This window comes from uncultured Campylobacter sp., assembly GCF_937997405.1.
Classification (GTDB): domain Bacteria; phylum Campylobacterota; class Campylobacteria; order Campylobacterales; family Campylobacteraceae; genus Campylobacter_B.
This window is the reverse complement of the sequence record NZ_CALKTL010000035.1, coordinates 12,101-28,136: the sequence shown is the minus strand read 5'-3', so window position 1 is coordinate 28,136 and position 16,036 is coordinate 12,101. Positions and strand designations below refer to the sequence as shown.

The window sequence follows — 16,036 nt, the reverse complement described above, 5'->3', positions numbered from 1 at the left end:
AACCTAACCTGCTCACTTTTGTAGATTGCAGATGTTGCCGGCACAGGAACGCTCAGCACACCGTGTGCACATCTGATAGTACCGTGACCATCTGAAACGACACTGGAAATCACATGGTTAGGCTGAATGTAGTCCATCAGAATAGCGACGCTTATGATATCCACAATGGAATCGAGAGCGCCGACCTCGTGGAAATGCACCCGATCTATCTGCGTGCCGTGGACTTTGGCCTCGGCCTCGGCGATCGTGCGAAATATCGCACCCGCTCTTTGCTTGCAGCGCTTGCTTAAATTTGAACCCTCTAAAATTTGCTTGATATCGGCGTAGCTTCTCGCGTGGGGCTGCGATTTTAGCGGCACGACGTCGATTTTGGTCGCGGCGATGCCGTTTTTTAGCACGTTTTTGCGCTCTAGCTTAAATTCGCCGGCTAAATTTAACTTCTCGAGCTCGGCGCAAAGATAGCCAAAATCCACTCCGAGCCCCACCAGCGCGCCTAAATTCATATCGCCGCTAATGCCCGCGCTTGCGTCGTAGTAAAGAAATTTCGCCAAGCTTAAACCTTAGGCACCGTCATCGAGCCAAACGGCAGGATGATGATTTTAGCGTCCGCACCCTTTTGCGCGAGCGCGTCGTCCACGGCCTTTTGGATGTCGTGGTATGGCTTTAGATGCACGGCTCGCATCTCATCGTCGCTGAGCTCGCTCACCGCCCAGGTCTGCGCCCAGAGCGAGATTTCAGCCATTTTAGCGGCCTTGTGATAGCCGAGCTTAAAGCCCGCGCTGATCTTTTCTAGCACCTTTTTGGGCGTGTCGGCGGAGGCCATCAGGTCAAAAAACGGCTTTGGCCCGATGCCTGTGCGGCACTTTGCGACCATTATTAAAATTCCCCCTTCAGCAAGCGCCAGTTTGCCGTTATCTAGGGCTTTTTGCGCCTGATAGAGATCGACGTCCATCGGATAGGGCGCGACCGAGATCACGATATCTGCCTTGCGCGGGATATTTACGCAAAACACCTCGTCTGCCTTTTTCACGCAGTCGTAAAAGCTGTCGTTCAAATCGCCCGCGCTTGCGTAATACACGCCGTGCTCGCTGTCAAGCACCGTCTGGATCGAAAAAACGTCGATATGCGCGAGCACCTTCATCGCATCGATCATATCCTCGTGCACGGGGTTGCCCTCTAGGCGCAGCGCTTGCGCGTCGGAGCTTAGTGCGAGCTTGTGATTTTGCGTGATGCTCTCGTACGACGCAGTGCCCGGCAAAAAGGCCTTTCTGCCGCCCGTGTAACCCGCGAAATAGTGCGGCTCGACCGAGCCGATTACTATCACTTTTTTCGCCTCGGCCACGATTTTGTTTAGATACATCTGCGTGCCGTTTTTGGACTCTCCTAAAAACACCATCTCGTCGTGCTTGGAGTCGTGATCGTGAACTTCGTTTTTGGCTCTGATCTCCGCGTAAATTTCTTTGCCGAAGATCATCTCGTATTCTTCCTGCGTGCCCTCTCTGTGGCAGCCCGTGGCGATGATAAAAATTTTATTTTTCTCGCGGATTTTTGGGTAAATTTGCTTTAAAATTTTTGCCGTCGGCGTCGGGCGCGTACCGTCGTTTACGATGACGACGATCTTTTGCTCGCCCCCAATAAATTCGTCAAAGCTTTTTTGATTTATCGGATTTGCTAGAGCGTTTGCGATGAGCGCCGTTTCGTCAAATTTAGCCACGGGGTTTGGATCGAAAACGCCGAGCAAATTTTTCTCGTTTATCTCTAAGCTTAGATGATCATCTTTGCCGTATGCGATAGGGATTTGCATATCTGCCTCCTGTGTGGAATTTGGCGGGATTATAACGTAAATTTTATTTAAAACGATTTAGCTTTGCGCGGGCGCGGAGCATTAATCTAAAGAATTTTGAAATTAAAAAAGCTCGCGAGTATGAAACTCGCGAGCGTATAGCTATTATAAGTAGCCGTAAATATGAGCGAAGATAAAGCCCATCGCGCATGAAGTAAGAACGCCTATTAGCCCAGGGAAAATGAAGCTGTGGTTGATGACGAATTTACCGATGTGCGTAGTGCCGGAGCGGTCGAACTGGATCGCCGCAAGATCGCTCGGATAGGTAGGTAGGATATAGTATCCGTAGCAAGCAGGTGCAAACGCAATAATAAGGCCCGGATCGATACCGATGCTAACCGCTAGCGGTACGAAAGTAGCAACCGCTGCTGCTTGAGAGTTAAGGAATTTACTAATCAAAAGCGAAACGATGACATATGTCCACGGATACGCCATAACGACCTTACCTAGCGACGCTTTAAGCATTTCGATATGAGCGGTAAACATAGTCTCCGCCATCCATGAAATTCCATAAATGGCTACAAGCGCGATCATACCGCTATGAAAAATTTCATTTTTAGCGATATTGCCCGCTTTGATACCCGAGACAATCATCATAATGGATGCTGCAAGAAGCATGAAAATTTGAATGGTTAAGACCATATTTAAATTTGTGGTCTTTTTCATCGTATCTTTTACGACAATGCTTGCGTTTGCGATGCTCTCGCTCTTATCGCCTGTCGTGATGACGACATTTCCGTCTTGAGAGACGATGCTTTGAGTAAGCTTTTTATCTTTGTCGTAAATTTCGACGCTATTAAATTTCGTCGCATCTTTGGCTTTGGACTCTTTGACGTTTGAGACGACCTTGCCACCATCTACCATGGAGATAACCTGACCATCTTTAATCGTGATATTTTTGACCGTTTTTTTATCGACGATGATCTCTACGGATTTGCCCGGGACATTTTTAGTCCACGCAGGGCGCAAGCTTTTTTCGTAACCTAAAACCGCAACTAGCGCAATAGTGGCTAAGAAAATCCACATGCAGATCCACTTAATCCTAGGAAGCTTTTGACCTAACAATGTCGTGCTTTCGCCGTAGATATATTTTTTCTGCTCTGGATCTTTGATCTTTTCTTGAAATTCCGGATCTTTATCTAGATCTTTACCTCTAAAAATCGACCACGTTCCGATTGCAAGCATACCGATGAAAGTAGAAGGGATAGTGAGTTTTAGCAGATCCAAATACGTACTAAAGCCCTCGATATGCACGCCTTGACCTAGTAAGATCGCGACCATCGAAACGCCGGCAACCGAAACGGGGCTAGCGATGATAGCAAGCTGCGAGGAGATCGTAGAAGCAGCCATCGGGCGCTCAGGGCGAATCCCATTTTTAATAGCTACGTCATAGATGATCGGAAGCAGCGTATAGACGGTGTGTCCCGTTCCGCATAAGATTGTAAGCGTCCACGCAACAGTTGGAGCGATGATACAAACCATCTTCGGATGCTTACGAAGCAATTTCTCCGCTATTTGAAGCATTACATCAAGCCCTCCCGTAGCCTGTAGCGTTGCACTTGCTACGACAACTGCGAGGATAGTTAAAATAACGTCCACTGCCGGCTTACCCGGCTCTAATCTAAATCCAAACACTAAGATCACTAAGCCTATACCGCCTAGAATTCCCAGCGCCATACCGCCTTTTTTAGCACCATAAAACAAACAGCCCAAGACTATAATGAGCTGCAAAAAGAATTGAGTGCTTTCAGACAAACTTGTCAGAAACTCCATAGTTTCTCCTTCAGTAAAATTTAAAACAAACTTTGGCGATTATACTAACTTTTTATTTAAACAAAATTAAAGGAGCGTTACAAATTGTAAAAATCTATCAAAATAAAAATTTACTGAAATTATAATTTTAAAGCAGAATTTATAGCGAAATGTGAAAAATAAAATTTCACTTAGAGCTGTTTTTATATCATAGAATTTCGCAACTTTTAAGAAATCTTAGAATTTCATTATAGCTCAAGCTTTAAACCGATTTTTAAGCCTTGGAGTAGTATCATTTCGCAAAGAGCGGATTAAGATGAATTTTATAAAATTTTGTATTGCCTTTTTGATTTGTTTATCGCAGATGGCAGCAGCTGGCAGCTTTGATCTAAATGCCACGCTGCGTCTGGGCGCATTCGACGCAAGCTCGCACCGACTGCTTTTATGCGGCAGTGGCGGCGAGCTTAGGATGTTTGATACTGCTAAATGGGATGTGGAGTTCGCGCAAAAATACAGCGATAATGAAATCACGGCTCTAAATTTTAAAAACGGCAAAATTTATCTAGCTTGGGGCGGAGCCGAAATCGCGGTGCTAAACGATAGACTAAAGTTTTTACGCACGCTTAAGACGGGGCGTAGCGGCACAGCCCAAATAGATGCGATCTATGCCGCAAAAGACGCGATTTACGCGGTAGTGGATAAAAATCAACTAATAAGATTAGACGAAGACCCTGATAACAGCGCGGATGGCGGCTACGCCTCAGGCGAGAATTCCACCGCGAACGGGCAATCTTTAAATAGAAATTCCGCCCCAGATGGGCTGCGCGGAATTTCGTTTCATTACGGCAGGATCAATGCCGTTAGCCTGGGCGCTAACGGACTTTGCGTCGCAAGCTGGAACGGCGTAGCCTGTTTTAGCGCAGATCTTGTCGCGACTAAATTTAGCGGCATCGATACAGCGCCTAATCGCGCCGCGCAGGGAGAGCTTGGTAGCGTGAAATTTAAAGATGCAGAATTTAATAGCACGAGAATCGTGCAAGGCTCCGAGCAAAACGAAACAAAAGCTGGCGGCGCAAAGAGTGCGGAATTTCAAGGCTTAGAATTCAAAGGCGCAAAATTTCAAGACGAGGGGCTTAAAACTCAAAGCGAAATTTCAGCCGAAGCTGGCGATAAAAATTTAAGCGGCTCTATCATCACTGCGCTTGCAGACTGCGACGGGACGCTATTTGCAGGCGATATAGAGGGGAATTTTATAAATTTAAAAAGCGGCGAGCGCAAAAGCGTGGGCTCTTGGATCAAATCCATCGTGTGCGCCCGCGGCACGCAGTTTATCGCTACTAAAGATAAAATTTACGAAAATCAAAAAGTAGGATTAAAGGAGGTTGTGGATTTAAAAAGCGAATTTTTAGCGATGTACGCAGACGGGGAAGCGATCCTCGTAGTCAGCAAATCAGGTAAAATTTTAAAATTCTAAGAAAGGATTAGTATGTTAAAAAGTTTCAAACCCGTGCTTTTGGGCTCGGTTTTGTTCGCCGCAAGCGCCCTGTGTGCCGCAGATAGCGACTTAGAGCGCGTGATGAAAGAACGAAATTTAAGCGAAAAAGACGTTTTGGCGGCGGCTAAGACCTATCAGCCGACCGGTCGGAAGGACGATTATATGGTCTTCTCTTCCGGCGGTCAAAGCGGACAGGTGATCGTTTACGGCGTGCCGTCGATGAGGATCTACAAATATATCGGCGTATTTACCCCGGAGCCTTGGCAGGGATACGGCTTTGACGAGGAGAGCAAGGCGGTCTTAAGATCGGGCTCTATTAACGGCAAAGAGATCAACTGGGGCGATACTCACCATCCAAATTTCAGCGAGAAAAACGGCGAGTATGTGGGCGATTATCTCTTTATCAACGATAAGGCGAACCCAAGAATCGCGGTTATAAATTTATCCGATTTCGAAACCACTCAAATAGTTGTAAATCCCGTAATCAAAAGCGATCACGGCGGCTCTTTCGTAACGCCTAATACCGAATACGTCATCGAAACCAGCCAATACGCAGCCCCTTTTGATAACGACTGGCACCCAATCGAGGAGTATCAGGCGGTTTATCGCGGTGCAGTAACGCTATGGAAATTTGACTACGATAAAGGTAAAATAGACGTAAATAAATCCTTCTCGCTAGAGCTTCCTCCGTATATGCAAGATCTAAGCGACGCAGGTAAGGGCGAGAGCTTCGGCTGGGCGTTTACCAATAGCTTCAACTCCGAAATGTACACAGGCGGCATCGAAAAGGGTCTGCCTCCTATGGAAGCTGGTATGAGTCGCAACGATACTGACTACCTGCACGTTTATAACTGGCAAATTTTAGAAAAGCTTGCTCAAGACAGCAAAAACTACAAGGTTGTAAACGGACACAGAATAGTTACGATAGACGCCGCTGTAAAAGCGGGAGCGCTATTTTTGATCCCTGAAGCTAAATCCCCTCACGGCGTTGACGTTAGCCCTGATGGCCGCTATATCATTATCGGCGGCAAGTTAGATACTCACGCTAGCGTTTATGATTTCAAAAAGATCAAAGAGCTAATTGATAAAAAAGAATACGCAGGCAAGGATCCATACGGAATTCCGATCTTAGATATGCAAAAGACGCTTCACGGACAAGCAGAGCTTGGTCTTGGACCTTTGCATAACACCTTCGATTCGCAAGATGGCGTAATCTATACATCGCTTTACGTCGATAGCCAGATCGTAAAATGGAACTACAAGACGTTAAAGGTTTTAGATAGGATCAACGTTCACTACAATATCGGCCACCTCGATTCTATGGAGGGTAAATCCTCTAAGCCGGTCGGCAAATACGTAATCGCGCTGGATAAGCTTTCGATCGATAGATTTAATCCTATCGGACCACTTCATCCGCAAAACCACCAGCTGATCGACATTACAGGGCCTAAAATGGAGATGCTTTACGATCTTCCTATCGGTCTAGGCGAGCCGCACGACGTAGTTTCTATCGCAGCTAGCAAGCTTCATACGAAACCTACCTATACTATGGGGACAAACTCTCGCACCGGTAAGCAGCACCCTGCTATGACGTTAGCGGGTCAAGAGCGCATCGAGCGCGACGGCAAAAACGTAAAAGTCTATGCCACTGCGATCCGCAGCCATATTAATCCTGAGCACATCGAGGTTAATAAGGACGATAACGTAACGATCTATATGACAAATTTAGAGCGTGCCGAGGACGAAACTCACGGCTTTACGGTTGATGATTACGATCTGCATATGTCGCTTGAGCCGGGTAAGACTGCGAGCGTAAATTTCATCGCAGATAAAGAGGGCGTATTTCCTTTCTACTGCACGGAATTCTGCTCTGCGCTGCACCTTGAGATGTTCGGATATCTATACGTAAAAGATCCGAATAAAAAATACACTTCAGCTAAAGCGTCTATGTTAAAAGCTCTTAGCCCAGAAGCTCTAAAAGCCGAATACGACAAGGTAGTAGCTACGAATAAAGCCACCGACGATGTTATTCAATCAGTCGTTAAATTCTTAAAAGAGAAAAACTACGAGAAATATCCTAAGGTCAAGGCTTTAGTCGATGACGCGCTGGATCAATACGGCAAAATTCCTGAAACCAAAGCCAAGGCAGACGCCGCGGTAAAAGCAGGCGATATGAACGGCGCTATACTTTGGGAGGGTCAAGTTTGGCAGTACCTAGTAAAAACCGCAGATGTCGGACTTCGCGCTAAAAACAACCTGATCCGCGAGCTCTCCACTCCTATGAGCGAGGCTGCATCTAACGGCGAGAAGGCTTACCTACGCGGAGGCTGCAACGGCTGCCACGTCATCGGTCAAGTAAGCTCGGGTCCTGATCTAACGGGCGTCCTACTCCGCCACGAAAACGGCGAGAAATGGGTAGCCGATTTCATCAAAGACCCTGCTAAATTCTACAAAGACGACTACGTTAAGGCAATGATAAATTACTTCAACCTTCGCATGCCAAATCAGCATATGAAAGACGAAGAGATCAAAGATATCATCGAATACCTAAAATGGGTCGATGAGAACGCGGGTCTTAACTAGCCCCACTCTCCCCCGCAAGGGGGAGAATTTAAAGGAGATGAAATGCCAAAATATAAAATTTATGCGATTTTAGCGCTGCTTATTATGACGGTCGCTTTTACCATCCCTACGCTCGGATTTTTCAAAGTCCAAGGCAAAATCGTATCGGGGCAGGTTAGCAGCGTCTCGCAGCTGCCCGCATACTCCGCACCGATATGGAATTTTTATACGAAAGCATCGTATAAAAATCATCTAATTCCTAGTGATGTTAAAAACGATCTAGGCGCGATGCTGGAGCATAAATTTGAAGTGGGAGTTCCTAGCATACCGGTGTGGAAAATTTCACTCGAAGCGCCGAACTATCCAAAAGAGGCTTTCCCGGACGGAATTCCACTTTACGTCCACGTTGACGGCTTTAGCGGTGATGTCGGCGAGATGAATACCCTAAATCACTATATCGGCATGTATCCCGTCTGGCGCGGCGGCACGCTCGAGCACTCGCTATCGCCGTATTATCTCATAATCGCGACGATAGGAATGCTCGCGTTTTTATACTACGACGGCAAGGGGCAGACTCTGCTTATGATCCTGCCGATCATTGCGCCGCTTATCTTCATCGGCTGCTACGTGGGCTGGCTGTATTGGTTCGGGCACAACCTGCAAGACTGGGGTGCGTTTAAAATAAAGCCTTTCATGCCTACGGCGTTTGGCGACGGCAGTGTGGCGCATTTTACTACCCATTCATATCCGGCTCTTGGCTTTTGGCTGATGCTGGCCCTGTCGCTGCTATCGGCGTTAGCTCTACTATCTAAGAAAAAATTCCTACGAGAGCATAGATGAGGCTTTTGCTTCTAGCATTCTCGCTCGCGCTAAGCTTAGGCGCGGGCGAGCTTCAAGACGCGATCGATAGCGCAAAAGCGGGCGATATTATAGAACTAGCCGCGGGCGAGTACCACGGCAATATTTTAATCGATAAACCCCTTACTATCGATGGACTAGACCGCTCCGCCGTGATCATAGGCGATCGCAACGGAACGGTCATTCGCGTCCGCTCTCCGCATGTTACAATCAAGAATTTAACAATCCAAAACGGAGGCTTCGAGCATCTTAGCGAGGATGCAGGGATCAACGTAAGCGACGTAAACAGCGTAATCATAAAAAATAATCTCATCAAAGACGTGCTCTACGGCGTCGTGCTAAGCAAGGCAAACGACGTAACGATCGAGGGCAACGAAATTTCAAGCAATACCTACCGCACGAGTTTCAAAGGCGACGGCATCAAGCTTTGGTATTCCAATGCCAATAAAATTTTAAATAACGACGTCCACAACGTCCGCGACACCGTTTTTTACTTCTCAAACGGAAATCTCGTCGCAGGCAACAAAGGCCATAGCTGTCGTTATTCACTGCACTTTATGAACTCCGGGCATAACGTCGTAGAGGATAACTACTACGACGGCAATAGCGTGGGATTATTTTTTATGTTTTCAAGCGACAATATCGCCAGACGTAATGTCGTGCGCAACGCAGACGGCGCTTATGGCGTAGGCATCGGTATGAAGGATAGCTCAAATTTCAGGGTTACGGATAATAAAGTCGTCTACAACGCACGCGGATTTTATCTGGATCAATCCCCATATCAGCCAGGCTCACTTAACGTTTTTGAAAACAATGATATCGAATACAACAGCATCGGCGTGCAATTCCACGCCACGCAGCTAAAAAGCGTATTTAAAAACAATAAATTTAAAGGCAATATGGAGATTGTGCTAAACGATACGCCCCAATCCAAGCTCTTGCAAAACGAATGGAGTGGCAACTATTTTGACGATTACGACGGATTTGATCGCGATGGCGACGGCTACGGCGACGTTAGCTACAGCTCATACGCCTACGCGGATAGGCTTTGGGCGTATAAACCGAATGTGCGGTTTTTTTACGGCTCCAGCGGGATCGCGCTTTTAAATTTCATCTCCAAGCTCGCTCCGTTTTCAGAGCCTGAGCTACTGCTAAAAGATCCGAAACCTAGGATGAGGCAATGATAAAGAATAGACGCGAAGCGATAAAACTACTCGGCGGAGCGCTCGGAGTACTCGGGGCAGCGAACTTATTTGCGGATGAGAATTCCACAAATTCCGTAAATTTTACGGGTGGCGAAGCGCAGAATTCCGGCGCGTCAAATTCCGTAAATTCTGCGAGGCAAAATTCCGCGCCGAATTCCATAAAACAAAATTCTGCGGAAAATTCTAGCGGGGATTCCGCCTCTTTATATCTGCGCCCGCCCGGAGCACTAGCGGAACGAGGCTTCCGCTCTAGCTGCATCAAGTGCGGCCAATGCGTGCAGGTCTGCCCCTATCACAGCATCTATCTGCTCGATATTACGCATCTTTTTGACATCGGTACGCCCGTTATCGATGCCAAAGAGCGAGGCTGCTATCTTTGCGGCGCGCTTCCTTGCGTGCTCGCCTGTCCTAGCGGCGCGCTTAGCCACGAGACGAACGAGCCTAAAAAGGTTAAAATGGGAATCGCCGTGATTAAAAATTTAAACGCCTGTTTGGCGTATCGCGGGCAGGCTTTAAAATCTAGCGATCTGTGCCTAAAGCCCGCCAAGACTGAGCAGGAGCGTGAGCTAAACTCCGCGCTGGCGGCTAAAGAGGACAAGCCATGCGATCTATGCGCGTCGCTGTGCCCTTACCCGCAGCCGCTTGATGCCATAGCGATGATAAAGGCGAGCGCGCATTTCGCTCCGCAGATCCGCAGCGCTTGCGTCGGTTGCGGGGCGTGCGCAGAGCTCTGTCCGGCGCGTATCATCGAGATAATCCCGCGGGCGGATTACAAATCAATCTATGAAGGAAAACAATGAAAAGCTCCATTAAATTCTACATCTGCTCGCTAGCTGCGGCGCTTTTGCTGTGTGGCTGCGGAGATGACGACAATTCAAGCTCCGCCGCCGCAAATTCTGCAGGGCAAAATTCTGCGGATCAGAATTCCGCGAGTGTAAATTCCGCATCACAGAGCGTGGAACAAAATCATACTGCAAAGCCTCGCATCAGCGTTAAAAGCGGCGAAGCGCCCAAGAAGAACGATAAGTTCGTAAGCTACGATTTTTACGGCGAGCGAAAGGTAAATTTTAATCTAAACGGCGATGTGAACGAAACGACCAAAAATATCGTGGCGTATTCAAGCATCAAAAACCAATACGAAAAGCTAAATTTCGACCTGATGAAAAAGCGCCTTGGGCATGATTTTATCCTGCGCTGTTCAGCGTGCCACGACGACTACGCCAACGGCATCATCGGTCCGTCGCTTCTGGATAAAACCGACGCGCAGATCGTGGATATGATTAAAAAGTATAAATTCAAAGAAAAGCCTAATCCTCTTATGGTGCAGCTCGTAAACGGCATGAGCGAGCAGCAGATAGAGACGATGGCGAAAGAAATTTACGAGTTCAACAAACAATTTAAGGAGCAGAAATGAAACCGGGCAAAATTTTAGCTTTGATTTTGGGTGTAGCACTGATCGCGCTGATGATCTTTATGGCTAGTTCGGACGATTCTAGCGCGCCGCAGCAAGAAGTCAAGCCGCAGGTGCAAGCAAAGCCTGCGCCGCAGAGCAAAAGCGTCGATCTCATCGACGATAAGGATGTAAAAAATATTAAAATTTTGCAGCAGAGCGTCAAAGAGCGCGATTTTAAGGTTAGTAGCTCCTATCTGGTAAGCTGCGCGCCCTGCCATGGCGATGACGGACGCGGCAAGATCGCTCCGCCGATCGGCGGCAAGAGCAAGGATCAAATTTTAGCAAGCCTCAAAGATTATAAAGCGGGCAAGATCAAAAACAGCCTGATGAGCGGACTGCTAACCAACGTAAGCGACGAGAGCCTAGATAAGCTCGCGGATGAAATTTCAAAATTTAAAGAGTAAGTCTTGGATAAATATAATTCGCGATGCACGATCAAAAATACGAGCTTTTTCTCGACCTTTGCGCTTAAAAATAAAAGCGGCAAATGGCGTCCCAGCATTCGGGCTCTGCGCTACGCCACGGTATTTTTGGTGCATCTGCTTTTCGTGCTTTCCTTTCGCGCCGATATTCAAATTTTAGAAGGCGACATCAGCGGCTCGCGGATACTTGGCTTTCACCTAGCAGATCCCTTTGCCACCCTTGAGGTGATCGCCGCGCACAAGGATCTGCCGATAAATTTGCTTATCGGCTCGGGCACTATTTTGCTGTTTTATTTCATCGCGGGCGGCAAGGCGTTTTGCTCGTGGATCTGTCCTTACGGAGCGCTTAGCGAGATCGGCGAAAAGCTGCATAATACGCTAATCGCTAAGCGCGTCATCAAGGAGCGCGCCCTGCCTCGCGGTATGCGATATGCGATCTGGGCGGTGTTTTTGCTGCTAAGCGCGATTACAGACCTGCTCGTTTTTGAAATTTTTAACGTAGTTGGAATTTTATCGCGCCTCATCATCTACGGCTTTTCGCTGGCGGGGCTTTGGATAGTTTTTGTGTTTTTGCTCGAAGTATTTTTTAGCAGGCGGATGTGGTGCACGCACCTATGCCCGCTAGGCAGTACCTATTCGCTTGCGGCGAAAGCTAGCCTTAGCAAGATTACTTGGGATAAAAGCAGGTGCGATCACTGCGGCGTTTGCCAAGACGTCTGCTTCGTCTCGCACGTACTGGACATCACCAAAAAAAAGGCATCCGAAAACCTAGGCGATAAGAGCAAATTTATGCTAAAAGGGATCGACTGCACGCTGTGCGGACGCTGTATCGACGTGTGTCACCAAGACGCACTGGGTATCGGTAATAAGCTAAAAGATATGGTCTAAGGAAGTCTATGATAGAGATTAAAAACGTAAGCAAGAAATTCGCAGATCAATTCGTTTTAAAAGATATCAATCTAAATATCGCGGACGGCGAGCAAGTGCTTTTCGTCGGGCAAAACGGCGCGGGCAAAAGCTCGCTGATGCGGACGATTTTGGGCGAATACATACCCACAAGCGGCAGCGTAGCTATCGACGGATTTGATTCGTTTAAGCAGCGTAGCCGCGCGCTACGCGGTATCAGCTTCGTGCCGCAAACCCCGCCGCCGCTTAAGCTGAGCCTAAATGAGCTCATCTACTTCGCCGAGCGCACGGCGGACGCAAGCAGAGCGGATATAGTAAAATTTTGCGACGAAATGGAGCTTGATCTGAGTTCAAATTTAAACAAACCCTTTCATAAGCTATCCGGCGGTATGAAGCAGAAATTTTTAATCGCGCTAGCCTTCGGCAGAGCCAGCAAGGCGATGATTTTCGACGAGCCGACTGCCAATCTCGATCCGAGCGCGCGCGAGCATTTTAAGACGCTTTTGCACAACCACGCAAAAGATAAGAGCTTGATCTTTATCTCGCATAGGCTCGAGGAAGTGGGAGGACTGGTAAAAAGAATGATTTCAATGGATCTAGGGAGGATCGTAGATGACAAAAATGTTTAAAATTATGCTTTGTGCGCTTGCGGCGCTTACGTTTTTAGGCTGCGGCGACGAGAAAGACTACGGCAACGTCCACTACGACAGAGACGTATGCGAGCACTGCCAGATGGCGATCAGCGACAACCGCTTCAGCGTCGATGTGCGCGTGGACGGTAAAAACCACTACTTTGACGACATCGGCTGCTTGGTGGATTTTATGGTTACCAACGACAAACTAAACTGGCTGAAGGACGCCAAAATTTACATCAATGACGCTAGCGGCAACGGCGAGTTTATCGACGCACGCACGGCGCATTTTTACAAGGGCTTTAAAACCCCTATGTCGTTCGGCTGGGGCGCGTTTAAAAACAAGCAAGAGGGCAAGCAAGACTTCAGCTTCGATCAAGTAGTCGCGGCGCTTAAAGCAGGCGGCGGCTCGCACGGCATGGGAATGGGCGATATGGGTCGCGATGCGCACGGCGATCTGGGAAGTATGCACGATCATGGCGATATGGGCGGCATGAAAGACCCTCACTCCGCAGAGCACGGCATGAGCGGGCCTAAACATGATATGGGCGGCGGCGATGCGGGCAGCACGGCACACTCTCAAGGCGAGCCGCACGATATGGGGCAGATGCACGAAGGCAACAGCACTGTGCACGATATCCCTTCGGGGCACGCGCATTAAGGATGCTTTGGCTAAAGCGAAATTTTAAGCGGCTTCGTTTTGCACTAAATTTAAAGCCTGAATTTCAGCGCGCCGCCCATGCCGATATAGATGAGATAAAATTTTATTTTGCAGCTGCGGCACGAGGCAAAGCTAGGCTTAAAAAACGACCGCTAAATTTTATCTCGCAACACGGCTAAATTTAACGCGCGGCGCGAAATTCGCTCTGCCGAATTAAAATTTACGTGGGCGCGCTAATTTAAAATTTCGCCGTAAATTTAAAATTTAACCGGCGCAGAATTCGCCGCTACTAGATTTTTAGAATTTTAAAATTTTATGCCGCGGGATACACCCGGCTTTGAAATTTTACGGAGCTGAAATTTAAGCGACCCCGTCAAACGGCTAAATTTTAAAACTGCAGTAGATAACGGATAGCGGGCGGCAAACGACGCGCTGTTTGCAAGCGCCGCAAGCAAGCCGTAAATTTAAAATTTATGCGTGAGCCGCGGCCACAGGCAGCGGATAAAATTTCGCCGCTTATTTAAACACTCGGCGGGCGAAATTTAAAGCTATATCCGGGCTGCAAAACGAGGCTAAAATTTAAAGACGGGCGGCGCATTTAGGCCGCGCGAGAAATCTAAATTTAAAAGCGCACCGAGGCGCAATAAAGGAAAAGAATGAAAAATTTACTCACCATCGCCGCTTTGGATATCAAAGAATCCTTCCGCTCGCGCTGGTTTTTGCTCTATCTGCTGATCTTTAGCGGGCTCGTGGCGGCGTTTTTCATCACGGGGGTGACCGATTCGCGCGTGCTCGGTTTCAGCGGGCTTTCGCGACTGCTACTGCTGTTTATTCAGATCTGCATCATCATCCTGCCCGTCTTCGTGCTCGTCACCACCAGCAAAGCGATCCTAGCCGATCGAGACCTAAATATCTTAGAATACCTGCTAAGCTTCCCGATCTCGCAGGCGCAGTATTACTACGGCAAGGCGCTAGGAAGGCTGTTTGGAGTGTTCGTGCCGATATTTTTGTCGCTGCTTTTGGCGATCGTTTGGGGCGCGATTAAGGGCACGGGCATTCCGTGGGCGATCTGCCTGCTTTATACGGGGCTGCTTTTTAGCTTGTGCGCGGCATTTTTAGGCGTAGCGTTTTTGATCTGCGCCGTTTCAAAAAGCCAAGAGATGGGGCTTGGGCTCGCGTTTTTCGTCTGGCTTTTCTGCCTTGCGTTTTTGGATCTCGTGCTGATCGGACTGCTCGCAAAAACGGGCGTAAACGAAAATCTGATCTTTGCGATCGCCCTAGCAAACCCGATGGAGGACTTTCGCATCGCCGCTATCAGCCTATTTGATCCCGATCTTGCGGTCATCGGCACGACGGCGTATTTTATCCTAGATCACTTCGGGCGCGGACTTTTCATCGCCTTTTCGCTGCTCTATCCGATCGCGCTGGGCGCGGCGAGCCTGATTTTGGGCTATTTTATCTTTAGATCGAAGGATTTGGCGTGAAATTTCCACTAATTTTGGCGGCATTTATAGTGCTTTGCGGCGCAGCTGAGATACAAAATTCCGCGGCGCAAAGCTCCAGCTTGGCGCAGAATTTAGGCGCATCAGATAAGACAGGCTCCGATTCGGCGCAAAATTCCAAATCTGCGCGCGATCTTGCGTGGCTAAAAGACGTAAATCTTACCTGCGCTAAATACGGCATCGATACTAGCGCGCATCCCGAATTTCGCGCCTATGCAAGGCTTAAAGACGGCAGCGCGCTAGCGTTTGCTTCGCCCAAGGCGATGTTTGCATATTTTTTCGAGGGCGAAAATTTGAGCGGCAATAACGGCGCGGCTTCCGCAGAGGAAAATTTGATGAGCAAAAATCCCGCTAGCGGCAATTTCGGCGAGTCAAATTCCACGAACGCAAATTTCGGCGGTGCAGAGCTTTACGTCACCGATTACGCAAGCGGCGAAATTTTACGGGCGCAGGACGCGTTTTATGTATTCGGCAGCGTGCTGCAAAGCGCCAGAGGCGACGATCTCATCACGTTTGCGAGATTGCGCGACGCGCAAGACTTCATGCGCGAGAAAAAGGGGCATAAAATTTTGCAGTTTCGCGAAATCTCCGCCAGGCTGATCGATTATCTAAGATGATCGAGCCGCTCGGCGAAATTTAAACCAAGTTATTTAGTATATCTTATTCATAAAATTTTATCTTTTATTTTAGTGCGCTATTAAGGGAATTTAAAGCAATTAAAAAATACAATCACGTTAAATTTTAT

The 16,036-nt window shown here is 48.0% G+C and carries 15 protein-coding genes; 12 read left to right on the top strand and 3 right to left on the bottom strand.

From position 1 onward, the window contains the following. From Q0372_RS01845 to Q0372_RS01835, 3 genes are all read right to left on the bottom strand, one after another. Nucleotides 1–551 (bottom strand): LarC family nickel insertion protein (locus tag Q0372_RS01845; RefSeq protein ID WP_298101822.1); only part of this gene is annotated, 551 nt, incomplete at its 3' end. Nucleotides 552–553: 2 nt separating this feature from the next. Continuing rightward, nucleotides 554–1,804, bottom strand: coding sequence for a nickel-dependent lactate racemase (gene larA, locus Q0372_RS01840; RefSeq protein ID WP_298101818.1), 1,251 nt, complete (start codon nt 1,802–1,804; stop codon nt 554–556). Between the two features lie 144 nt (nt 1,805–1,948). Continuing rightward, nucleotides 1,949–3,616 carry an anaerobic C4-dicarboxylate transporter gene (locus Q0372_RS01835; protein WP_298101815.1) on the bottom strand — a complete coding sequence of 556 codons (1,668 nt, stop codon included), beginning with the start codon at nt 3,614–3,616 and terminating at the stop codon, nt 1,949–1,951. Nucleotides 3,617–3,911: 295 nt separating this feature from the next. Here Q0372_RS01835 and Q0372_RS01830 point away from each other — a divergent pair, with 295 nt between their 5' ends. From Q0372_RS01830 to Q0372_RS01775, 12 genes are all read left to right on the top strand, one after another. Continuing rightward, nucleotides 3,912–5,069, top strand: coding sequence for a hypothetical protein (locus Q0372_RS01830; RefSeq protein ID WP_298101812.1), 1,158 nt, complete (start codon nt 3,912–3,914; stop codon nt 5,067–5,069). 12 nt (nt 5,070–5,081) lie between these two features. Further along, nucleotides 5,082–7,673, top strand: coding sequence for a Sec-dependent nitrous-oxide reductase (gene nosZ, locus Q0372_RS01825; RefSeq protein WP_298101809.1), 2,592 nt, complete (start codon nt 5,082–5,084; stop codon nt 7,671–7,673). Between the two features lie 42 nt (nt 7,674–7,715). Continuing rightward, nucleotides 7,716–8,492, top strand: coding sequence for a hypothetical protein (locus tag Q0372_RS01820; protein ID WP_005870834.1), 777 nt, complete (start codon nt 7,716–7,718; stop codon nt 8,490–8,492). Beyond that, a complete protein-coding gene (locus Q0372_RS01815; RefSeq protein WP_298101806.1) occupies nt 8,489–9,694 on the top strand; it encodes a nitrous oxide reductase family maturation protein NosD in 1,206 nt (401 codons plus the stop codon). The genes Q0372_RS01820 and Q0372_RS01815 overlap by 4 nt, the downstream gene beginning before the upstream one ends. After that, nucleotides 9,691–10,515 carry a 4Fe-4S dicluster domain-containing protein gene (locus Q0372_RS01810; protein WP_297883277.1) on the top strand — a complete coding sequence of 275 codons (825 nt, stop codon included), beginning with the start codon at nt 9,691–9,693 and terminating at the stop codon, nt 10,513–10,515. Before Q0372_RS01815 ends, Q0372_RS01810 begins: the two co-directional genes overlap by 4 nt. Beyond that, the gene (locus Q0372_RS01805) at nt 10,512–11,129 is read left to right on the top strand and encodes a hypothetical protein (protein WP_298101803.1); all 618 of its coding nucleotides are present in this window, start codon (nt 10,512–10,514) and stop codon (nt 11,127–11,129) included. The genes Q0372_RS01810 and Q0372_RS01805 overlap by 4 nt, the downstream gene beginning before the upstream one ends. Continuing rightward, nucleotides 11,126–11,572: a cytochrome C gene (locus tag Q0372_RS01800; RefSeq protein ID WP_297883279.1), complete on the top strand. Its 447-nt coding sequence runs from the start codon at nt 11,126–11,128 to the stop codon at nt 11,570–11,572. The genes Q0372_RS01805 and Q0372_RS01800 overlap by 4 nt, the downstream gene beginning before the upstream one ends. Nucleotides 11,573–11,575: 3 nt before the next feature. Next, nucleotides 11,576–12,478, top strand: a complete 903-nt coding sequence (locus Q0372_RS01795; RefSeq protein ID WP_297883280.1) for a NapH/MauN family ferredoxin-type protein — start codon at nt 11,576–11,578, stop codon at nt 12,476–12,478. Nucleotides 12,479–12,486: 8 nt separating this feature from the next. Continuing rightward, nucleotides 12,487–13,125, top strand: coding sequence for an ABC transporter ATP-binding protein (locus tag Q0372_RS01790; protein WP_298101800.1), 639 nt, complete (start codon nt 12,487–12,489; stop codon nt 13,123–13,125). Continuing rightward, nucleotides 13,109–13,789 (top strand): hypothetical protein, encoded by a 681-nt coding sequence (locus tag Q0372_RS01785; protein ID WP_297883282.1) that lies wholly within the window; start codon nt 13,109–13,111, stop codon nt 13,787–13,789. Before Q0372_RS01790 ends, Q0372_RS01785 begins: the two co-directional genes overlap by 17 nt. 656 nt (nt 13,790–14,445) lie before the next feature. After that, nucleotides 14,446–15,273 (top strand): ABC transporter permease subunit, encoded by an 828-nt coding sequence (locus Q0372_RS01780; protein ID WP_297883284.1) that lies wholly within the window; start codon nt 14,446–14,448, stop codon nt 15,271–15,273. Continuing rightward, complete coding sequence (locus Q0372_RS01775) at nt 15,270–15,908, top strand: nitrous oxide reductase accessory protein NosL (protein ID WP_298101795.1); 639 nt, start codon at nt 15,270–15,272, stop codon at nt 15,906–15,908. Before Q0372_RS01780 ends, Q0372_RS01775 begins: the two co-directional genes overlap by 4 nt. Nucleotides 15,909–16,036: the final 128 nt, after the last annotated feature.